Below are 19589 nucleotides of genomic sequence, written 5' to 3' on the forward strand. Positions count from 1 at the left end.
CCAGGAGACGGAAATGAACACGCTCGCCAAGATCACCATCACCGAAACGAAACTCGCCCTCCGGACACCGGGCTTCGTCATCGGCGGGCTCGTGCTGCCGACGGCGATCACGGCCGTCCTCGGCGCCATCCCCGCCATTCGCGCGGACAGCGGAACACCGACGGGCCTGCGCTTCCTCGACGCCTGGGTGCCGTCGATGGTCGTGCTCACCATCGCCATGATGGGCCTGCAATCGATCCCCGGGATCATCGCGACCTACCGCGAACAGGGCATCCTCCGCCGCTTCGCCACCACCCCGGTGCACCCGGCCCAGCTGCTGGTGGCGCAGCTGATCATCAACATCGTCGTGACGATCGGCGGGGTCGGCATCCTCCTCGTGGCGGCCGGCGTCGTCTTCGACGTCCCCGTCCCGCGTCACCCGCTCGGCTTCCTGCTGACGTTCATCCTCGGCACGACCTCGATCTTCGGTCTCGGCCTGGTCGCCGCCTCGGTCGCCAAGACGAGCCGCGCCGCGAACGGGATCGCGCTGATCGCGTACCTGCCGATCATGTTCCTCGGCGGCGTCTACCTGCCGCGCCCGTTGCTGCCGGAGGCCATCCGGGACCTCGGCGCGTACATCCCGCCGGGCGTCAAAGCCCTCGAAGACGCCTGGACCGGCACGGGCGCCCAGCCGCTGCAACTCGCCGTTCTGGCGGCTTTCGCGGTGGGCAGTTGCCTCTTGGCGGCGAAGCTCTTTCGCTGGGAGTGACGACGGCTTCCGCCAAAGTGGTGATGATGATCGTTTTCTCTTGTGGCTTGGCCCCCGGGTGAGTAGTCAGGAAGAAGGCCCACGTTCACCGCGTCTCTCTCGGAGGTTCGATGTCTCTGGATGTATCGCCCGCGCTGCTGGAAAAGGCCGAGCGCGGGGAGGTCTCCGACGCCGAATTCGTCGCCTGTGTGCGGGAATCCCTGCCTTACGCCTGGACCGTGATCACCGGTGTCATCGCGGAGGCCGAGGGCGCGTCCGACGGGTTCGCCGACAACGAGACGCCGCCGCCGAGCGAGGCGGAGCGCGGTCAACTGCTGCGGGCGCTGGCCTCGGACGCCATCCGCGGCGGGCTGGAACGACACTTCGGCGTGAAGCTGGCGTTCCAGAACTGCCACCGCGTCGCCGTGTTCAAGAAGTCCCAAGTGGACAGTGACCGCTACCGGGCGTTCGTCTCGGTGCGCGGCCAGCTGCTGAACCAGAGCCCGGAACTGCGCGACTGCTAGCCCCGTCAGCGCAGCGCGGGCAGGACCTCTTCCCCGATCCGCGCGATGTTCTCGAGCGTTCCCTCCGGCGTACCGGACGCTTCCACCATCATGATCACGTGGGAGACCCCGGTACGCCGGATGCTCGTACCCAGCCGGTCGACGCAGTACTCCACTCCACCGATCGGGTGCATCTCGCACAGCCGGTCGGTGTAGGACACCGGATCCTTGTCCAGCCCCCGTTTGCCGTCGAGGTACACGTGCCCGGCGAAGCCCTCTTCGAGGGAACCCGGCAACGCGGACCGCACGACGTCCAAGGCGTCGTCCCCGACCTGGCACATCACCGTCGAGACGTGTTCGGCGGCGGAATCCCCGTACGCGGCAAGGGTTTCGATTTTGGCGTCGTCGCCGGTGTGCAGGCCGAGCAGCATCGGCAGCCCGCGCTCGGCGGCGAGCCGGACCGCACGCGAGCCGGCGTCCCCGCAGGCCACGACCAGGCGTGGATCGCGTTCCGGCCGCGGCACCATCGGCACCTCACGGAACTTGAAATGGTCACTGTCGGCCGAGACCGTCTTCGACGTCATCGCCGCGAGCAACAGGTCGAGGCTCTCCTCGAATCCCGTTTCGTAGCGGGAAGCGCCGGTGCCGAACACCTCGAGGTCCTGCCACGGCCCGCCGCGGCCGACGCCGATCCGCAGCCGTCCGCCGGAAACCGCGTCGAGCAGCGACCATTGTTCGGCGAGCGCCACCGGATGCGCGACGGACAGCACGCTCACCGCGGTGCCGACGGCGATCCGCTCGGTGCGGCCGAGCACGTGCGCGGCGAGCGTGATCGCGGACGGGCAGACGCCGTACGGCATGAAGTGGTGCTCGGCGAACCACACGTCGTCGAACCCGGCCCGTTCCGCGGCGATGGCGGCGTCGACCGACCGGCGCAGCACATCGGCGTCCTCCTGCCCGGGAAACCGGCCGGAGACGAGAAAGACTCCGAATCGCACGCCTACTGAACCGAAACCTCGTTGAACCAGAGGCGCGGTTCCAGCCACGGGAAGACGACGAACATCAGCAGCGCCACGATCCCGAGCGCGAGCACGACCGCCGTCGCCAGCTTCACCGCGAAGGGGCCCGGCAGCTTGCGCCAGATCCAGCCGTACATCAGCGCGCCTCCGAGATCTTGGGCAGGAGTTCGGCGTAGGAACCGACCTGGTTCTTCGGCACCTGCTGGGTCAGCACCGAGTGGATGATGAGCCGTTCCTTCGCCGAGAACTGCGGGTGGCACGTGGTCAGCGTGAGCAGCGAGACCTGATCGGCCTTCGGCAGGATGTCCGGATCCTTGTACGGCACCGGGTTCACCGTGTCGCCCTTGGTCGGGAACACGATACGGCGGCCGTTGGTCTCGCCGTACGGGCCGCCGTCGACGGCGTTCGGGTCGCGCAGTGTCCCGACGTTCTTGCACTTCGGCTGGGCGCCCTTGCCCGCCGCCCAGCCTTCGACCTCGTCCTTGTAGGGCAGCACCTTGTAGATGTAGAAGTCGGTCTGCGTCTCGATGACGATCTGGTCGCACGAGCTGAGGTTGTCGAGGTCGTTGAACGGCGCGCCCTTGCCGACGCGGTGCCCGGCGACGGCGAAGTTGCCCGGTTCGCCCGGCAGCGCGGTGCCCTTGTAGTGGCCGGGGCCGACTTCGAGCGCGGCCTCGGTGGTGCCTTCCTGGATGGTGAAGTTGAAGTCGGCGCCGAACGCCGGGATGTGGATCCTGGCGAACGCCTTCCCGTCGACCAGTTCCGGATGCAGCTGCCGGTCCTTGCCCCACTCGCCGTCCAGTTCCGAACTGGCCTCGGACTGCTTGCCCGCGGAGAAGAGGTCGGTCACGTAGACCTCGTAGACCATGAACAGCAGCACCACCAGGCCGGCGGTGATGAGCAGTTCGCCCACGGTCCGGATCGCGACGCCGCCCTTGCCCAGCTCGCGCGCGGGCGGCCGTTCCTCGGTCGCGGTGCCTCCGCCGACCGGTTCGAAGATGACGGTCTCTTCGGTCGACCCCGGCGGCGGCGTGGGACGACGTCGCGGCGGTGGCGCGTCCGTCCGGCGGCGCGGTGGCGGTCCGTCGTACGCCCTGCCGTCCTGCGACCGCCGTCGAGGCGGCGGCGCCTCTGCGGGGGCACGACGCGGCGGGGTTGCGTCTTCCGGCCTGCGCCGGGGCACTGGACGGCCTCCACCGGGAGGTCGTTCGGGGTACCGCCGTCGGCCCTCGCCCGGCTCTTCCCGCTCAGCCACGCAAAGCTCCTCAGTCTCGAACCAAGCCGCAGTGTCGAACCGGCATCATGTCGAACCGTGTGTGACACCAGTGTCACAGTGCGGGAAATCGACCGGTCCCGGACGGTGCCCAGCGGCGCTCGTTTACGTTAACGTGTGCACGTGGCGCTGGTTGCGCACCCGAAAGCGGGTCATCGCCACCAGGGAAGCCGAACAGTACGCGAGGAACACGATGCCGAAGTCCAAGGTCCGCAAGAAGACGGCGTACACCCCGCCGACCGATCGCCGCACGCCGGTGAAGGTCAAGGCCGCGGGCCCGTCGAACCTGTTCTACAAGATCGTGATGTTCGGCCTCATGTTGATCGGCCTGTTGTGGCTGGTCGTCAACTACATCGCGGGCGACAAGATCCCCTTCATGGCGGATCTGGGCAACACGAACTTCGCCATCGGTTTCGTGCTGATGATCGCCGGGCTGCTCATGACGATGCGGTGGCGGTGAGCATTACCCCGGATGGCGGCTTGACGCCGAATTACACCGGTGTGACTCATCCCCAGTGTGGATAACCCCTGTGGATAACTACCCCACCTCGTGGGCGCCGCAGCGGAACGTTGTGGTAGTGGCCTGGGTGATCACCCTGTTGCTGCTGGCAGGCGTGCTGTGGCTGGCCATCGGCGGCGACGTCGGCGGCACCGTCCTGACCGGGGTCGCGATGCTCTCCGTGGGCGCGCTCGCGCTGCACGGCACCCTGCTCCGCCCCCGGCTGGCCGCCGGCCCCGGCGGGCTCCTGGCCAGGACCGTGGGCGGCACGCACCGCTACTCCTGGGCAGAGGCCCGGCTCCGGCTGCGCACCACGCGACGGCTCGGCCGGGACAGCCTGACCCTCGAGGTCGAATCCGGCGACCACCTGTTGGTATTCGGCCGGATCGACCTCGGCGAAGACCCCCGGGACGTTCTGGACGTCCTCACCGCCCTCAAGGGGCAGGCGTTGGCGTAGCCCGCTAGTCCGGGTAGCAGGCGTAGGACGGCACGCCCCGGCTGGTGGTGAGCTCGCAGGTCGCGGAAATCGTCTGTGAGTCCTTCCAGACGATGAGCCCGATCATCGCCACCACGACGATCGCGATCCCGCCCAGCTGCCATTTCAGCCGGTTCTTGTCCGGCGCGTACAACAGCGCGAAGGTGGCCAGAAGCCCCGCGACGAACCCGCCGGCGTGTCCGAGGATTGAGATGCCGGGCACCTGGAAGGTGATGAAGACGTTCAGGCCGAGGATCACCAGCAGCCAGGTCGGATTGAGCCTCAGCTTGATGACGATGACCGTGTACGCGCCGATGAGCCCGAAGATGGCGCCGGACGCGCCGACCACCGGGACGGCGTCGAGCCCGCTGAAGACCAGGTTGGCGGCCGAGCCGCCGAGCAGCGAGACGAAGTAGAGCACCGTGAACGGGACGCGGCCCAGCGCGGTTTCCAGCGGGCGGCCCACGAACCACAGTGAGAACGCGTTGCTCGCGATGTGCAGCAGGCCGTACTGCAGGAAGCCCGAAGTGACGATCCGCCACCATTCGTCCCCGGCCAGCGTCGCCGGATTCCACAGCTGCCCGAACTGGAACAGCTCGGAGAAGTTGTTGTTGGCGATGCTGCCGGACTGGACGACCGTGATGAGGAAGACGATGACGTTGAGCGCCAGGAGGACAGGCGTCACGACAGCCGTCCGCGCGGGCTGGGCGCCGGCGAGGGTGCGCGAGCCGTAGCCGGCGTCGCGGTACTGCCTCTGCTGGACGCGATCCCGCTGACGGCCCGCCTGCACGCAGTCCGTGCACTGGAAGCCCACGGCGGCTTCGCGCAGGCAATCCGGGCAGGCCGGACGCTCGCAGCGTGCACAGCTCAGCCCGGTCGGCCGGTTCGGGTGCCACCAGCAGCCGGGCATGGCGGCCTGCTGGTACTGGGGATTCGGTGGTTGGCTCACGATGCCACCAACCTACCGAAATCCCCCGTAACCGGCTCTGCGATCAGCGTTGTCAGCCCTCGCGGCTGATGCTGACCTTTTCGATCACGATGTCCTGCAGCGGACGGTCGGCGGGACCGGTCGCGGTGCGGCCGATCGCGTCGACGACGTCGCGGGAAGCCTGGTCCGCGACCTCGCCGAAGATGGTGTGCTTGAAGTTCAGGTGCGTCGTCGGCGCGACGGTGATGAAGAACTGCGAGCCGTTGGTGCCGGGTCCGGCGTTGGCCATGGCCAGCAGGTACGGCTTGGAGAACTGGAGCTCCGGGTGGAACTCGTCGCCGAACTTGTAGCCGGGGCCGCCGCGGCCGGTGCCGGTCGGGTCGCCGCCCTGCAGCATGAAGCCGTCGATGACGCGGTGGAAGATCGACCCGTCGTAGAACGGGCCCGAGTTCGTGCCCTGCGCGTTGGGCTGGGTGTACTCCTTGCTGCCCTCGGCGAGCCCGACGAAGTTCGCGACCGTCTTCGGCGCGTGGTCGGGGAACAGGTTCAGGTTGATGTCACCCTGGTTGGTGTGCAGAGTGGCCTTCAGCGCGCCACCAATGAGGGATCCCTTGCTTTCAGTCACGAGCTTCATCGTGCCATCTGCGGCAAGATCTGGGGAAAAGGGGCACGATAGGTTACAAGCAACGAAGCAGAATCAAAACGATTGATGAGGTGAAGGCCATGACCCGGGCCGCAGATTCGGTGAGCGAGTCGGCGAAGGCCGGCGCGCTCGGCCTGCGCAAACGTGCCGTCGAGGCGGGTAAGGAAGCCACCGCCCACGCCGTCGAGGTAGCCGAGCAGAAGCTCTCCGAGAGCGCCGGTGAGATTTCCAAGACCAGCCGTCGCGCGCGCAAGAAGCTCGCGAAGAAGACGGAACTGACCCGCAAGGAGCTCAAGCGGAGCTCGAAGGCGGCTCGTAAGGAGGCGCTGGCCAGGCTTTCCGAGATGCGGAAGCCGGGCCGCAAGGCACGCAAGGCCGCCATCCAGGCCGCGAAGTCCGCCGGTGAGTCCAAGCGCCGGGGCAAGAAGGACTTCAAGGCGGCGAAGAAGGACTTCAAGGCCGCGCTCGTCGAGGCGAAGTCCGCCGCCAAGGGGACGCGCAAGCGTCGTCGCTGGCCGTGGGTGATCGGTATCGCGGTCGTCGGTGCCGGTGCCGCCTACGCCCTGCGCTCCAAGCAGGAGCCGCCGGTCGCGCCCGCGCCGCCGAAGGCACCGCCCGCTCCGCCAGCCAAGCCCGCCGCTCCGGCCGCGGCCGCTCCGAAACCGGCGCAGCCCGCTCCGGCGAAGCCCGCCGCTTCCGGTCCGGCTGGGGGTTCGGGTGCGGCCAAGCCGTCGGCGCCGAAGAACGGGCACCAGGCTTCGAACGCCGGCTCCGCCGACAAGAAGAACTGACGCCTCACCCTCTTCTGCTTGTCGCGAAGGGCCGCCCAGGACCACTTCTCGGTCCTGGGCGGCCCTTTCACGTCTCGGTGCCGGGGACGGTGCGGGTGAGCATGTTCCCCCGGCGCATCCGGCCGTCGGGGGTGAACTCCCCGAAGAAGTACACCTCCATCGTGAGGTCCCTCTTGCGGTTCGTCACGTACAAGGTGCTCCGGGCGGCGATCCGGTCCCCCTCCGCCACCGCTTCGTGCACCTCCCATCGCGCGGTGGGCCGGTTCTTGCGGACCGGGCGGGCGTGCGCGATGAGGTTGTCCCGGTCGATCCGGTGCCCGTCGGCGATCTGCACGATGTCCGGCGTGTGATAGCGGTCGACGATCACGCCCGCGTCTTCGTCGCTGTTCACCAGTTCGTCGTGGAAGGACAGGTGGAAATCCGCGATGAACTTCTTCGGGTCGGTGCCGTGGAAGGGTTCCATGCTGCTCCCAGCGTCGCGAACGATCTCTTACAAGCTGTAAGATATCCACGACCCGTCAATCCTGACAAGGCGTAAGAGATGCCTCGATCCTTGGCGCGGAACCAGCGTTCCGACGCGCAGCGCAGCAGGGCTTCGATCCTGGACGCGGCGCTCCAGACCCTCGGCGCCGATCCCGACGCCGGCGTCGAAGCCATCGCCACCACCGCGGGCGTGACCCGTCAGACGGTCTACGCCCACTTCCCTTCACGAGGGGAACTGCTGGCCGCGGTACTGGACCGCATCACCGAGGAGGCCGTCACCGCGATGGACGCCGCGGACCTCGACGACGGCCCGGCCGCCGAGGCGCTGGTGCGGTTGATCGAAGCCGGCCGTCACACGTCCGGGCGTTATCCCGCCTTGCTCCGCAAAATCACTTCCCTGCCCGAGAGCCCGGACGCCGATCAGCGGCGCCACTCACCGGTCGCCGAGCGGCTCGAGCGCGTCATCCGGCGGGGCAAGGCGGCGGGCGAGTTCGACGATCGGCTGCCGACGGGCTGGCTGGTGGCGGTCACCGTGAAACTCGGGCACGCCTCCGGCGAGGAGGTCGACTCCGGCCGTATGTCCGCCGCCGAAGCAACAAACGCCCTCCACACCACCCTCCTCCGAACCCTCGGTGCCACCCGATAAACGCGACCCCGCTCCCCACCCGAAGACCATCGCGCCCAATAACGGCACCGGCGGATTCGTCTCGCCGAAAGCGCGCCAGCGCGACGGCGAGACTTCACCAGTCGCGCGCCCTCTTTCGGGCCGAAGGCCCACGTAAACGCGATGAAGGGGCGCCCTCCCCTCCCAACAGGATGTTGAAAGCGGACCGGGCGCCCCTTCGGCGCTTTTACGTCAGCGCGCGATCAGATAGACGCAGCGTGCTTGTCGATCAGCTGGCCGAGGCGGGGAAGGGCCTCCTCGACGTTCTTCTTGCCGTTCGGGCGCAGCTTCGAGTAGACCTTCTTGATGCTGTCGCGGCTGCTCTTCTCGGCGCGCGAGTCGGTGACCGACAGGAGCGCGTCCGAAGCCTCGTCGCTGCGGCCGACCAGGTAGGCGCCGAAGTCGTTGCCGCCCTTGGCCTTGTAGTCGCCGTAGAAGGGCTCGAGGGCACCGGTGAAGTCGTCGAGCAGGGTGTCGACGGCGGCGGGGATGATGCCGGGCTTGATCTTCTTGACGGCGGCGAAGCCGGTCTTCACGACGGCACCCGAAACGCCGCCCTTGTCCGAGACCTCGGCGTCGACGAGGCCTTCGAAGTCGCTCACGACCGCCGGGCGACGGCTGGAGTCGAGCAAGATTTCCTTGAGGGTGTCAGCCACGAAACCTGTCCTTTTGTCTTATGGGGAGAAATGATCTTTTGTGCCGCCGAGCCACACCGCAAGGCGGCCTCCGCCGGATCTGGCGTCGCGCTCTGGTCCCGCGAAACCTCGCGCGTGCGGCACAGGGTAGTACAAGATCAACTTCACTCTGACGTGTGGATACCACTACCTAGAGCTTCAGCTCGCCGATAGCCTCCTTCGCCACCGTACGTGCCTTGATGCTCTGCTTCTGGTTGGTGGTCACGACAACCGCGTTCCCGCCCTTCGCGACGGCGTAAACAGCGCCTTCGCCGGAAGGTTGGTAGCCGCCTTTCCAGCCCGCCGGTTCGTCGGCGGGGTTGGAGGTGTCGATGGGTGCCGCCTGATCCACCAGCGCCTTGGCCACGGCGGGTTCCCCGACGTACACGCGCACGGTGAGCTGCAGTTTCCCGCTGAGCGCGTAGAAGAAACAGGTCGGATGCGGCTGGTCGGCCGAGGTCTTGACCTTGGAGACCTTCTGCCCGTTGGCGTCCGAGACGAACTCGGCGCCCAGGTACGGGCACGGGCCCTTGCCGGTGGGTTCCGGGGCGGGCGGGATGCTGGGCGCCGGGGTGTTCGACGGCGCGGGCGAACTCGCCGCGGGCGGCGGCTGTTCCGTCGGCCCGCAGGCCGCCAGCAGCGGCACGACGAGCGGCAAGATCAGAAGACGTCGCATAGTGGCGTCCAGTGAAGCAGATCGCCTTTCGTGCGACGATGGCCGTGCGCGAGGAGTCTTCGGGAGGCGGCAGTGCTCAGCAAGGAGCAGTACCTGGGTGCGGTGGCAGAGCGCGTCCAGCGCAGCGGGGGCAGGCTGAACACCGTCCAGATCGGCCCGAGCACCGCCGTCGTCGGCCTGTTCACCGAATCCGTGATGCTGTCGACGATGAACTACTGCGTGGTCGCCGCGGCGATCCCGGAGGTGACGGCACCCGCGTTGTACGACTTCACCCGGCTCGCGACGCAGCACGCGCGCGCGAACGTGATGGGCACGGTCGGCTGGACGGCCGCTTCGGTGGTCATCGCCGGGCTGATCGGTGACCGGGTGTACCCGGACGCCGCGCAGGCCGCGTCGGCGAAATCCGGTAACCAGTTCGGCGGCGAGACGCGCATGGTGGCGGTCGACGTTTCGGCGGCGCAGATGTACGCGTTCGTCGGCGGGAAGCTGTGGGGCGCGGCGGTGCAGGGTTCGGTCAACGCGAAGCTGACGTTCTGCTTCCCGCAGCCCGGCGAGGTCTATCAGCAGGTGCAGTGGGCGCAGTCGCAGGGCCAGCAGCCGCCGATGCCGCCCGGGCCGCCCGGGCCGCCCGCCGGTCAGCAGCCGCCGCCAGGCTGGCAGCCACAACAACCGCAGCAGCCGCCACCGCCGCAGTATCCGGTCGGGCCGCCGCCCGCACAGGGCCCGCCGCCGGGGCAGCATCCGCCGCACTATCCGCCGCCCGCGCCCGGTTATCCGCCGCAGCGCCCGCCGGGGTACTGATGGACCGCACCCTGCGCGGCTGGCCTTCGTTCCCCGAAGAACTCCCGGAGTTCGACACCGAGGCCACTCCGGCGGCCCCGCGCGAGCTTTTCCTGGAATGGCTCAACGAAGCGGGTGAACACGTCCTCGCGCCGCACGCCGTCACTCTGTCCACAGTGGACGCCGATGGCGTGCCGGACGCGCGGGTCGTGATCCTCAAGGACGTCGACGGGGACACCTGGGCCGTCGCGACGAGCTCCGAAAGCCCGAAAGGTGTTCAGCTGGCGAAGAATCCGTTCGCCGCGCTGACGTTCTTCTGGCCGGGACGCGGCCGTCAGGTCCGTCTGCGCGGCCCGGTCTCGGTCGCCGATCCCGAAGTGTCCGCGGCCGATTTCACCGCCCGGCCGCCGGCGTCCCGGGTGGAGGCGTTCATCGGCAGGCAGTCGCAGGTGCTGGAGGATCCGGCCGACCTCGACCGCGCGGCCGCGGAAGCGGAGCGGTGGGTCGAGGAGAATCCCGGCGTGGCACCGGAAACGTGGACCCGCTACCTGGTGACGCCGTCCGAAGTGGAGTTCTGGCAGGCGAGCCACGACCGCCGTCACCGGCGGCTGCGCTACCGGCGCGAGGCCGGGACCTGGCACAAAGAACGCCTCTGGCCGTAAACGGTAACTGGGAACGACGATCGTCGGGTTGTCGTGGACGATTCACTTCGGCGACGGTGAACGCCACCTGGTTCCCAGATCGTTCGGAGGCGAAATGTCCACACGCCGTCGCATCGGGGGCGCCTTGGCCGCCACAGGGCTCGCCCTGCTGGCCGTCACGACGCCCGTCGCGAGCGCCCAGACCGGCGACCCGGCGAGAGGGCTCTATTCGGTGGAGGGCGCGTCCACTCCCGACAAACGCACCGAGGTCGCCCGCACCGGCGTCGACGTCGCGGGCTCGCGCGGTGGCGCGCTGACCGTCGTCGCCACGCCGGGACAGGCCGCCGCCCTGCGCGCGAACGGGTTCGGCCTGAAATCGCTCGGCGACTTCGACAGCATGCTCAAGCAGCGCAGTGTCCGGGCGGGCACCGCCGCGGTCGCGGGCGACTTCCCGCCGGGCGACGAGGCGTACCACACCTACGCCGAAACGACCGCGGAGCTGCAGAAGGCCGCGAAGGACCACAGCGACATCGCGACGCTTTCGAGCGTCGGCAAGTCCTACGAAGGCCGTGAGCTGAACCTGCTGAAGATCAGCGACAACGCGGGCACGGACGAGAACGAGCCCGAGGTCCTGTTCACCTGCAACCAGCACGCGCGCGAACACCTCACCACCGAGATGTGCCTGCGGATCGTGCAGCGGTTCACCAGCGGCTACGCGAGCGACCCGGCCATCAAGAAGATGGTCGACGAGCACGAGATCTACGTGATCCCGAACGTCAACCCGGACGGCTCCGAGTACGACATCACCGGCGGCGAGTACCAGGGCTGGCGCAAGACGCGGAAGCCCGTCCCGGGCAGCAGCGCGGTCGGCACCGACCCGAACCGCAACTGGGACTACAAGTGGAACTGCTGCGGCGGGTCGAGCAACAGCCCGTCCGCCGAGGACTACCACGGCCCGTCGGCGTTCTCCGAGTCCGAGACCAAGGCGGTCGCGGACTTCATCAACTCCCGTGTGGTCGGCGGCGCGCAGCAGATCAAGGCGCACATCGACTTCCACACCTTCTCGGAACTGGTGCTCTGGCCCTACGGCTACACCAAGGCCGAGACCGACACGGGCATGAACGAGGAGGAAGCGAAGCGCTTCGCCGACGTCGGCAAGCAGATGGCGGGCACCAACGGCTACACGCCCGAGCAGTCCAGCGATCTGTACGTAACCGACGGCGACATCAACGACTGGGCGTGGGGCAAGCACAAGATCCTCAGCTACACCTTCGAGATGTACCCGAAGGACGGCGGGCTGGACGGCTTCTACCCGCCCGCTTCGGTGATCCCGGAGCAGACCGCCCGCAACGACAAGGCCGTCGACATCCTGATCAACGAGGCGAAGGCCTGATCACGACCGACCACTGAGATCGGCCACTCGCGACGCCCGGCTCTTCGGCGAATCCAAGCTGAAGCTCCGGGCGTCGCCCAGTTGGTCACGGACGAATTCCTCGGTCCTCGCGATCGTCTCGCGCAACGCGGCGTCCTCGTCGCCGAAGAACTCGTAGACGATCTTCCCGGCTTCGGTGTCGAACTCCCACAGACCGGCGACGCGGCCCCTGTCGACGATCACGTGGCTCGGCGGATCAGCCTGCCCGCCCAGCGTCTCCCCCGCCCGGCCTCCGGGCACCGGACGTTCGACGTCGGCGTCGGCGAGCAGCCGCGACATCTCGCGGTGCAGAAGATGGATGCCGTCGACCCCCGCGAGCAGCGCGTAAGACGGCTCGGACGGCACGGTGAACGCGGCGAACTCGTCCGCGAGTTCCTTGGGAATCAAGAGATCGGTGCCGTCGAGCGGCACGAATTCCAGCTGTTCCGCGATCTTCTTGGCACTGGCCGCGGTGAAACCGGAGAACCAGCGGAAATGCTTGAGCGACGCCGGAGCCGCCCACGAGAAGTACCGCCGGGCGAGTTCGGTCCGCGCTGTGTCCATATCGGACAGTCCGCCGCGTGGTGACGGTGTCCAGCGGACGTAGCCGTAACGCTGCTGATCCAGCCGTCCGTTGACCGGCACCCGGCGGATGTCGCCGCGCGCCTGGAGCAGACCGAGCGCGAGCGGCAACGTCGTGGTGGTGCCGCGTTTGCGCCCCGCCTCACCCAGATTGCGCACCGCGGCTCCGGCGGCGTCCTTGATCGCGGCCGGGCCGAGCGGTTCGTCCGACGCCTCGAGTAGGTCGGCGACGGTGACGCACAGCTGCTCGATCTCGGCCTGCGTGACGCCGAGGTACTTCTCCGCGGCCGCGAGTTCACCGGCGGGCGCCCCGGCCCCGACGGTCAGGCCGAGTTCGAAATCCGCCGACGGCAGGACGTAGGTGCAGCCGCGCGCCGAAGGCAGTTCATGGATGGCCAGCCGGGCGACGTCCGCGTCCACCGTCTCGCGATCGAGGCGGGCCCTGGCGAACAGCCCGAGATACGGCGCCGATCCGCCGATCGAGCGCATCCAGCCGGTCCGTTCCAGCACCTCGGCCGCCGTCGACCCGTGCAGCGTTCCGTCGAGCCCCTGCCGATGTGCCCACCACGCGCGCAGCTTGTCGGTCGCCATGACTCCACGGTATGGGTATCAGGCGGCACCCCGCAGCCTGGCAGGATTACCGGATGCTGGTCGAACTGGCCATCGGCGACGCGTACGGGGGCTCCTTCGAGCACGCGTACCCGAGCTTCGTCGCCGAGTACAACAAGCTGACCGGTTACGTGCCGCATCCCGGCCAGCTCGGGGTCCCGGCCGGCCGGTACACCGACGACACGCAGATGACGATCGCGATCGCCGAAGTGCTCGTGTCCGGACGGCGATGGACGCCGCTCCTGCTCGCCGAGCAGTTCGTGCGGACGTATCACCGCGATCCGCACGACGGCTACGCGCCGCGTTTCCATCAGCTGCTCAGCGAGGTCCGGGACGGCGAAGAACTGCTACGGCGGCTCCAGCCGCAGAGCGACAAGAGCGGCGCGGCCATGCGCGCCGGGCCGATCGGGCTCCTGCCGACCGTCGACGACGTCCTCTACCACGCGAAACTGCAGGCCAGGATCACGCACGACACCCCGGCCGGGATCGCCGCGGCGCAGGCCGCCGCGCTGGCCGTGCATTACTGCCACCATCGGGTGGGTCCGCTTTCCGAGGTCGCGAGGTGGATCGACGGGATCCTCCCGGACGACGTCGGGCACGGGGGCTGGGCGCTGCCGTGGTCCGGCAAGGTCGGGCCGCAGGGCTGGATGAGCGTGCGCGCCGCGCTGACCACCCTCGCGACCGGCCGGAGCCTGAGCGGAATGCTCCACTCCGCCGTCGCGCTCACCGGCGACGTCGACACCGTCGCGACGATCGCGCTGGCCGCCGCTTCCCGCTCGCCCGAGGTGGCACAGGATCTGCCGCCGGTGCTGTGGCGCGACCTGGAGAACGGCGAGTTCGGCCGCGACTACCTGGCGGACCTCGATGAGCGGCTGCTGCAAATTTAGGGTTGCCTAACCTTAGTCGATTCGGTGGAATGGGCTCATGTACGTCCTGACGCCGGTTCGCGAGGCCGCCGATCACTTCGGGCTGGCCATCTCCACCCTCCACTACTGGGAACGCCGCGGGCTCATCACGGCCTTCCGCCGCTCGGGCAAGCGGTACTACGACGACGATCAGCTGTATCGCATCGCGCTGATCAAGCACTGGCGGCAGATCGGCGGGCTCGGCCTGGCCAGGATCATCGAACTGCTCGCCGAACAGCACCGCTGGCGGGAGGTGGTGACCGGCAGGCTCGCCGAGATCGAACGGGAGCGCGCACGGCTCGACACCGCGCACGACTACCTGGTCGAACTCCTCACCTGCCGCCGCGAGGCGAACCTTGAGGACTGTCCCTGGTTCCGCGACCGGGTCGATCTGCCCGCGCACGCGGCGGCGAGCTGAGCCCGGGCATCGTCACCGCCGCGACCACCGCGGCGGCCGCGAGACAAGCGGCGGAAGCGAGGAACGCGGCGGTGTAGCCGTGCACCAGCGCCTCCCCTTTCGGCAGGCCGGTCGGCGAACTCGCGGTCACGGCCGCCGCGAGCGCGGTCAACGCGGCGAGACCGAGCGCGCCGCTGGTCTGCCGGACCGTGTTCAGCAGACCGGCGGCCAGGCCGTTCTGGCGTTCCGGTACCCCGCTGGTGGCGGCCACGGTGATCGGTGTGAAGGCCGCCGCCGTCCCGAATCCGAAGACCATTCCCGGCACCAGCACGGAGACGACGTACGAAGCGTGCGCGCCGGCCAGCGCCGCGATTCCGGCGAACCCCGCCGCGCCGATCGCGCAGTACAACGCCGCCGCGCGCCGGGGCCCGATCCGCACCGACAACCCGCCCGCGGTCCGGGCGCCGGCGAACATCGCCACCCCCACCGGCAGGTAGGCCAATCCGGCCCGCAGCGGCGAGTAGCCGTGGACGTCCTGCAGGTACAGCGAAAGCAGGATCGGGCTGGCGAGGAAACCCAGCCCCAGCAAGAAGATCACCAGGTTCCCGCTGCTGACCGAGCGCAGCCGGAAGATCCCGAGCGCGACGAGCGGTTCGTCCGCCCATCGGTGCTGGTGCACCAGGAACACCGCGAGCAGGACGAGCCCGCCGGAAAGCGGAAGCAGCACGGACCCGCTTCCCCAGCCCTCGGACGACGAACGCATCACCGCGTAGACCACGCCGACGAGTCCCGCCGCCGACAACACCGCGCCGAGCACGTCCAGCCTGCCGCGAGGACGGCTTCGCTCCCGGAGCGGCAACACCGCTCCGGCGACGAGAACACTCACCACACCGATCGGGACGCTGACGAAGAACACCCAGCGCCAGCCCGCCCACTGGGTCAGCAGGCCGCCGATCACCGGCCCCGCCGCGGCACCGGCCGCGCCCACCGCGCTCCAGGTGCCCAAGGCCCGCGCGCGGCGGGCGGGTTCGGTGAACGTCGTGGTCAGCAGGGACAACGTCACCGGCATCAGCAACGCGCCACCGAACCCTTGCACCGTGCGGGCGACGAGCAGCGTTTCCGGCGAACCGGCGAGCCCGGCGGCGAGCCGCGCGACGGTGAACAGGCTCATCCCGAGCACGAAGATCCGCCGGACCCCGAATTCGTCGCACAACCGGCCGCCCAGCAACAGGAAACCGGCGAACGCGAGCGTGTACGCGTTCACCACCCACGTCAGCGCGCCCGCGGAGAAACCGAGGCCGAACCGGATCGCGGGCAGGGCGACGGAAACGATCGTCGCGTCGAGGATGACCACGAAGGATCCGGCGCAGGCCAAGGCGAGCACGATGCCTTCACGTTTCATACCGTCAGCGTGCACGCTGAAGCACGCTTGAGGGCAAGCCGTCGCTACCAGGAAGGCCGGTACCGCAGGCCTTGCTCGTAGTACTGATCGTCGGATTCCGCCGGTTCGGGCTGCTCGTCTTCGGCGGGCCCGGCCGGTTCTTCCGAACGGTCCTTGAGCACCACGTTCTCGCCGCCCGCCGTCGGGCGGCGAGCCACCGGCGCCGACGGCGCGACCGGTTCCCCCGCCTGCTGGAACGACGGGGTGAACCCGACCCGCCAGCGGAGCCTGTCCGTGATGTAGCCGGCGTTGCCGATCGGCGCCATCAGCTCCGCACTGCGTTTCGCGGATCCCTGCTGCGCTTCCTGATACGTGCGCATGACGGTGTCCGCGATCTCGGCGGGCGACATCCGCGACACGGCATCGCCCACTCGGAGCCGCGTCATCACGCCGTCGGTGTTGACCGAAACCTCGACCGCCCCGTCCGGCGACGTCGCGTCCACCGAGAGGGCGGCCAGCGCCTCGAGCATCGCTTGCCGGTCGTTACCCGGTTTCTTGGCTGCCGGTTTGTCGGCCACGCTCACTCCTTGAGGGGTGACAGCTCCCGCGGCGGTTCCTGGAACTTGCCGTCGTTCGAGATGTCGACGTTCTTGTCCCGGACCCGCTTTTCCGTTCCCTTGTCGGTGTTCTCCGTTTCGAAGTTGCCGGGATCGAAGGTCTCGCCGGGGCTGACGTCCGGCGGCTCGGGAATGACCGGCAGGTTGTTGATCTCGACGTTGATCTTCGAGATCAGCGACTCCGTCGCGCGGAACATCCCTTCCCGGATGTTGACCACGCCGTCGTGGAAGCTGTTGTAGATGGTTTCGGGGCTGTCCCCCACGACCGCGGAGTTCTCGGCGATCAGCGTCGAGAGCCCCGCACCGGCCGCGGCACCGGCGACCTGGACCCCGTTCGCGGTGGTGAAGAACACCGCCGCGGTGAGGCCGCCGGCCGGGGGCACGGCCGCCACGAGCAGCGCGGTGACAGCGCCGGCGAACCCCGCCGCCAGCGCCTTCATCAGCGCCGATTCTTCTTGCCGTTCCTTGTCTTCGCGGTACTTTTCCGCGGCGGTCAGGAAAGACGCGGCGAGATTGCTCAGGTCCGCCCGTGCGGTCGCGATGGCGTCCCGCGCGGCCACGATGTCGGCTTCCAGCACGGTGAGTTTGGTGCCCACGCGGGAATAGGTGTTCACGAGACCCTGGATGTAACTCTTGGCGGTCTCGGCGCCTTCACCACGCCATTTGAGAAGCAGGGTCAAGGACCGGTCGAGCGGCGCTTTCGTGTCCTGGAAAGCGTTCCAGAGACTTTCGTAGGCCTCGATCATGGTCTGCAGGCTGTTCTCGCCGACGAGCTCCGCCTCGGAGAACTCGAGGAAGAAGTCGCGGACCTCTTCCTTCCGGCCGCCGCTCAAATCCACGTCACTGCCCATGAGCCAGTCCATGAAGAGGATGTCCACCGCGTTGTAGGCCTTTTCGGCCCCCGCGGTGAGATCGTGGGAGATCCCCTCGAGCAGTTCTCTGTTGCGGTCGTCGCCTTCGGAGGTCGTCTCCGCGTCCAGTGCGTTGAAGTACCCGTCCACGCCGCCTACCCCTGGTTCCCGTACGCCGCGCGGTTCATTCGCTGCTTGTTGTCCTCGTCCACGGATTCATACAGTTCGGCGACCCGCTCCAAGGCCCGGGAGGCGTCCTGCGTGCTGCCGTGCAGCTTCGCGAGCATCTTCTCGACGGCCTGGCGGTGTTCCTCGTAAGCCGCCGAAACCCCGCGCATGCCCAGGGTTTTCCCGAAGGCGGTGTCCGGCGCGAAAATACCGGGGAGGAAGCCTCCCGTGACCGGGTCGGGAGCGGGCACGTCCTGCCCTCGCACACCGGTGTGTGCGGTACTGACGATGTCCGCGGCTTTCTGCAGTTCCTTGCTCGACAACCTGAGATCGTCGAGGTCGGTTTCGAAACTGACCATGTCCCCATGTAAGCAGCGTTGACTTGGCTGGGCGCGAGACTTTGTCATCCGCGTACGGTGACGAACGTCACTACCTGTCAGACGCAGACCCAGCAGCAGACCGATCAGCACGTTGGCGAGATCGATCGCGGTAGCCACTACATACTTGTGCGGGTAAGACCGAGGAGAGTGGAGCTGAGGGGAATCGAACCCCTGACCCCCGCCTTGCAAAGGTGGGAACCCGTGTCGCGTCTGACCTGCAGAGCCTCAACTCCCTGGTCAGGAGACCCTGTTCCCCGTTGTTCCCCGTCCGTCTCCCCACGCTCCCCCGGCAACGGGCACGCTAGGGGCACGTGAGGGACACAAGCGGCTGAAACAGGGGGGGCAGCCAAGCCCCGTCCGCCCCACCTGTTCCAGCCGTAGTTACTCCTGTGACATAGAAAAAGAGTGGGAAGAGTGACAGGGCCACCCCTGTCACTCGCCCGTCACCCCTATTTGCACAGGTCACATGGGGTGGAGTGACAGAGTGACAGGGGTGACAGGTTCGACATGCCCCCGCTGTCACTCGACCCTACTGGGAGAACCACGAACAGCAGGGCGCGAAGGTGGTCCCTAACCGGCGATGCCCGACTATGCCGGCATTGCCGTTTCTGCAGGTCGGGCCGCTGTGGATCTTGAACGAGACGGCGCCGACCGAGCTCAACCCCGTTCTTCATCGCCCCTGGTCATGCGCGAAAGCCCCTGCGCTTGCCGCGCCTCCGGTGGCACAGACGTGTCCACCACTGAATCATCGCCGTCGATCGAACCCGGTTGATACCGGGTTCCGTTCGCGTGGATGGCATCCACGCGCATCTGAATTAGCCGCCTGCGCGCCTCATCTTCCTGAGGATTCCAATAGCTCTCAGCGGCCGTGGTCTGAGCTGAATGTTTCCGGTAGAGCATGCTTGGTTCAGCAATGAACTCGCCGGGCGTTACTGCTTCCGCCGCCAGCAGAGTAGCGATCGTTTCGGCTCCCGTGAGCGCCATCCAACCTCCTAAAGACCAGATAAGGTCAGTGTGCATCGCGACATTCGCCGCCAAAACAGATAGCCTGTCTTCTGCCTGCTCTTTATAGAATCGACCAGCCTCAATAGGCCCATTCGGCGGGTCGTACGGACCGGGCGTGATTGTCCCGTCCTCGTGCAGATCAAGGCCTGCAGATACGCACCATGCAACGCGGCGCAAGGTGTCGATATCCCGCGCCAATGCGCCTGGCAAAAGCACGTCATCTGCATCAAGGTTACGGATCACAATCCCCTGCGCTTGAGACAGGGCCATATTGCGCGTGACTGCCGCACGACCCGTGAGGCCGGTACCGTAATGCACCCGTGAGTCGTCGCCGGGAAGCTCCTTTTTCGGAGTACCAGTGTTGCCGTCTTCCTGCACGCACCACTCCCAAGACCAGCCTTTTGGCATCTCCTGCGCTCGTAGGGACTCGTAGGCTTCCCTGAGGTAGTGGTGTCCTCCGTCAAACACAGCTGTCACGACAGAAATCAAACGCGGTGTTGCCATTGC

25 protein-coding genes and 1 tRNA gene are annotated in these 19589 nt (G+C 67.9%); 11 read left to right on the top strand and 15 right to left on the bottom strand.

Features of this window, described 5'->3' with window-relative positions:
• Positions 1-13: 13 nt before the first annotated feature.
• A complete protein-coding gene (locus ACIRGA_RS04065; protein ID WP_400936330.1) occupies positions 14-748 on the top strand; it encodes an ABC transporter permease in 735 nt (244 codons plus the stop codon).
• 110 nt (positions 749-858) lie between these two features.
• Positions 859-1251: an SCO5389 family protein gene (locus ACIRGA_RS04070; protein ID WP_184897916.1), complete on the top strand. Its 393-nt coding sequence runs from the start codon at positions 859-861 to the stop codon at positions 1249-1251.
• A gap of 5 nt (positions 1252-1256) precedes the next feature.
• On the opposite strand, the gene ACIRGA_RS04075 is transcribed toward ACIRGA_RS04070, so the two are convergent.
• The 3 genes from ACIRGA_RS04075 to ACIRGA_RS04085 are packed head-to-tail and all read right to left on the bottom strand — an operon-like array spanning position 1257 to position 3432.
• On the bottom strand, positions 1257-2228 hold the full coding sequence (locus ACIRGA_RS04075; protein ID WP_400936332.1) for an LLM class flavin-dependent oxidoreductase: 972 nt from the start codon (positions 2226-2228) through the stop codon (positions 1257-1259).
• A gap of 2 nt (positions 2229-2230) precedes the next feature.
• Positions 2231-2386: a hypothetical protein gene (locus ACIRGA_RS04080; protein WP_005161850.1), complete on the bottom strand. Its 156-nt coding sequence runs from the start codon at positions 2384-2386 to the stop codon at positions 2231-2233.
• Positions 2386-3432: a class E sortase gene (locus ACIRGA_RS04085; protein WP_400936796.1), complete on the bottom strand. Its 1047-nt coding sequence runs from the start codon at positions 3430-3432 to the stop codon at positions 2386-2388. Before ACIRGA_RS04085 ends, ACIRGA_RS04080 begins: the two co-directional genes overlap by 1 nt.
• 283 nt (positions 3433-3715) lie before the next feature.
• On the opposite strand from ACIRGA_RS04085, the gene crgA reads away from it, so the two are divergent.
• Together crgA and ACIRGA_RS04095 are read left to right on the top strand one after the other, a co-directional pair.
• Positions 3716-3982 carry a cell division protein CrgA gene (gene crgA / locus ACIRGA_RS04090; RefSeq protein ID WP_005161856.1) on the top strand — a complete coding sequence of 89 codons (267 nt, stop codon included), beginning with the start codon at positions 3716-3718 and terminating at the stop codon, positions 3980-3982.
• 118 nt (positions 3983-4100) lie between these two features.
• Entirely contained in the window at positions 4101-4478 is a 378-nt protein-coding gene (locus ACIRGA_RS04095; protein WP_400936334.1) for a PH domain-containing protein, read from the top strand.
• Between the two features lie 4 nt (positions 4479-4482).
• Here ACIRGA_RS04095 and ACIRGA_RS04100 read toward each other — a convergent pair whose 3' ends face one another.
• Both ACIRGA_RS04100 and ACIRGA_RS04105 read right to left on the bottom strand, forming a co-directional pair.
• A complete protein-coding gene (locus ACIRGA_RS04100; protein WP_400936336.1) occupies positions 4483-5445 on the bottom strand; it encodes a rhomboid family intramembrane serine protease in 963 nt (320 codons plus the stop codon).
• A gap of 52 nt (positions 5446-5497) precedes the next feature.
• Positions 5498-6058 carry a peptidylprolyl isomerase gene (locus ACIRGA_RS04105; RefSeq protein ID WP_034321953.1) on the bottom strand — a complete coding sequence of 187 codons (561 nt, stop codon included), beginning with the start codon at positions 6056-6058 and terminating at the stop codon, positions 5498-5500.
• Positions 6059-6147: 89 nt separating this feature from the next.
• On the opposite strand from ACIRGA_RS04105, the gene ACIRGA_RS04110 reads away from it, so the two are divergent.
• The gene (locus ACIRGA_RS04110) at positions 6148-6858 is read left to right on the top strand and encodes a hypothetical protein (RefSeq protein ID WP_400936338.1); all 711 of its coding nucleotides are present in this window, start codon (positions 6148-6150) and stop codon (positions 6856-6858) included.
• Between the two features lie 67 nt (positions 6859-6925).
• On the opposite strand, the gene ACIRGA_RS04115 is transcribed toward ACIRGA_RS04110, so the two are convergent.
• On the bottom strand, positions 6926-7321 hold the full coding sequence (locus ACIRGA_RS04115) for a nuclear transport factor 2 family protein (protein WP_400936340.1): 396 nt from the start codon (positions 7319-7321) through the stop codon (positions 6926-6928).
• Between the two features lie 78 nt (positions 7322-7399).
• Between ACIRGA_RS04115 and ACIRGA_RS04120 the strand changes: the two genes are divergently transcribed.
• On the top strand, positions 7400-7987 hold the full coding sequence (locus ACIRGA_RS04120) for a TetR/AcrR family transcriptional regulator (protein ID WP_400936342.1): 588 nt from the start codon (positions 7400-7402) through the stop codon (positions 7985-7987).
• Positions 7988-8208: 221 nt separating this feature from the next.
• Here ACIRGA_RS04120 and ACIRGA_RS04125 read toward each other — a convergent pair whose 3' ends face one another.
• Both ACIRGA_RS04125 and ACIRGA_RS04130 read right to left on the bottom strand, forming a co-directional pair.
• Entirely contained in the window at positions 8209-8661 is a 453-nt protein-coding gene (locus ACIRGA_RS04125; protein ID WP_400936344.1) for a DUF6918 family protein, read from the bottom strand.
• Between the two features lie 169 nt (positions 8662-8830).
• Complete coding sequence (locus ACIRGA_RS04130) at positions 8831-9355, bottom strand: DUF2020 domain-containing protein (RefSeq protein ID WP_400936346.1); 525 nt, start codon at positions 9353-9355, stop codon at positions 8831-8833.
• Positions 9356-9427: 72 nt separating this feature from the next.
• On the opposite strand from ACIRGA_RS04130, the gene ACIRGA_RS04135 reads away from it, so the two are divergent.
• The 3 genes from ACIRGA_RS04135 to ACIRGA_RS04145 all read left to right on the top strand — a co-directional run bounded on the left by ACIRGA_RS04135 (position 9428) and on the right by ACIRGA_RS04145 (position 12169).
• The gene (locus ACIRGA_RS04135; protein ID WP_400936348.1) at positions 9428-10156 is read left to right on the top strand and encodes a hypothetical protein; all 729 of its coding nucleotides are present in this window, start codon (positions 9428-9430) and stop codon (positions 10154-10156) included.
• The gene (locus ACIRGA_RS04140; RefSeq protein WP_400936349.1) at positions 10156-10797 is read left to right on the top strand and encodes a pyridoxal 5'-phosphate synthase; all 642 of its coding nucleotides are present in this window, start codon (positions 10156-10158) and stop codon (positions 10795-10797) included. The genes ACIRGA_RS04135 and ACIRGA_RS04140 overlap by 1 nt, the downstream gene beginning before the upstream one ends.
• A 94-nt stretch (positions 10798-10891) precedes the next feature.
• The gene (locus ACIRGA_RS04145; protein ID WP_400936351.1) at positions 10892-12169 is read left to right on the top strand and encodes a M14 family metallopeptidase; all 1278 of its coding nucleotides are present in this window, start codon (positions 10892-10894) and stop codon (positions 12167-12169) included.
• On the opposite strand, the gene ACIRGA_RS04150 is transcribed toward ACIRGA_RS04145, so the two are convergent.
• Positions 12170-13360: a DNA glycosylase AlkZ-like family protein gene (locus ACIRGA_RS04150; RefSeq protein ID WP_400936353.1), complete on the bottom strand. Its 1191-nt coding sequence runs from the start codon at positions 13358-13360 to the stop codon at positions 12170-12172.
• 53 nt (positions 13361-13413) lie between these two features.
• Between ACIRGA_RS04150 and ACIRGA_RS04155 the strand changes: the two genes are divergently transcribed.
• Both ACIRGA_RS04155 and ACIRGA_RS04160 read left to right on the top strand, forming a co-directional pair.
• Positions 13414-14265 carry an ADP-ribosylglycohydrolase family protein gene (locus ACIRGA_RS04155; RefSeq protein WP_400936355.1) on the top strand — a complete coding sequence of 284 codons (852 nt, stop codon included), beginning with the start codon at positions 13414-13416 and terminating at the stop codon, positions 14263-14265.
• Positions 14266-14302: 37 nt separating this feature from the next.
• Positions 14303-14701 (top strand): MerR family transcriptional regulator, encoded by a 399-nt coding sequence (locus tag ACIRGA_RS04160; protein WP_400936357.1) that lies wholly within the window; start codon positions 14303-14305, stop codon positions 14699-14701.
• Here the strand turns inward: ACIRGA_RS04160 and ACIRGA_RS04165 are convergent.
• The 6 genes from ACIRGA_RS04165 to ACIRGA_RS04190 form a co-directional block, all read right to left on the bottom strand.
• Positions 14616-16082: a DHA2 family efflux MFS transporter permease subunit gene (locus tag ACIRGA_RS04165; RefSeq protein ID WP_400936359.1), complete on the bottom strand. Its 1467-nt coding sequence runs from the start codon at positions 16080-16082 to the stop codon at positions 14616-14618. The two genes, ACIRGA_RS04160 and ACIRGA_RS04165, sit on opposite strands and share 86 nt — an antisense overlap.
• Positions 16083-16126: 44 nt before the next feature.
• A complete protein-coding gene (locus ACIRGA_RS04170) occupies positions 16127-16639 on the bottom strand; it encodes a YbaB/EbfC family nucleoid-associated protein (protein ID WP_400936361.1) in 513 nt (170 codons plus the stop codon).
• A gap of 2 nt (positions 16640-16641) precedes the next feature.
• Entirely contained in the window at positions 16642-17679 is a 1038-nt protein-coding gene (locus ACIRGA_RS04175; RefSeq protein ID WP_400936362.1) for a hypothetical protein, read from the bottom strand.
• 5 nt (positions 17680-17684) lie between these two features.
• Positions 17685-18056 (bottom strand): hypothetical protein, encoded by a 372-nt coding sequence (locus tag ACIRGA_RS04180; RefSeq protein ID WP_400936363.1) that lies wholly within the window; start codon positions 18054-18056, stop codon positions 17685-17687.
• Between the two features lie 169 nt (positions 18057-18225).
• A tRNA-Ala gene (locus ACIRGA_RS04185) sits at positions 18226-18310 on the bottom strand.
• 424 nt (positions 18311-18734) lie between these two features.
• Positions 18735-19586 carry a glycosyltransferase gene (locus ACIRGA_RS04190; protein WP_400936365.1) on the bottom strand — a complete coding sequence of 284 codons (852 nt, stop codon included), beginning with the start codon at positions 19584-19586 and terminating at the stop codon, positions 18735-18737.
• Between the last annotated feature and the right edge of the window lie 3 nt (positions 19587-19589).

The organism is Amycolatopsis sp. NPDC102389, assembly GCF_044765885.1.
Classification (GTDB): Bacteria; Actinomycetota; Actinomycetes; order Mycobacteriales; family Pseudonocardiaceae; genus Amycolatopsis.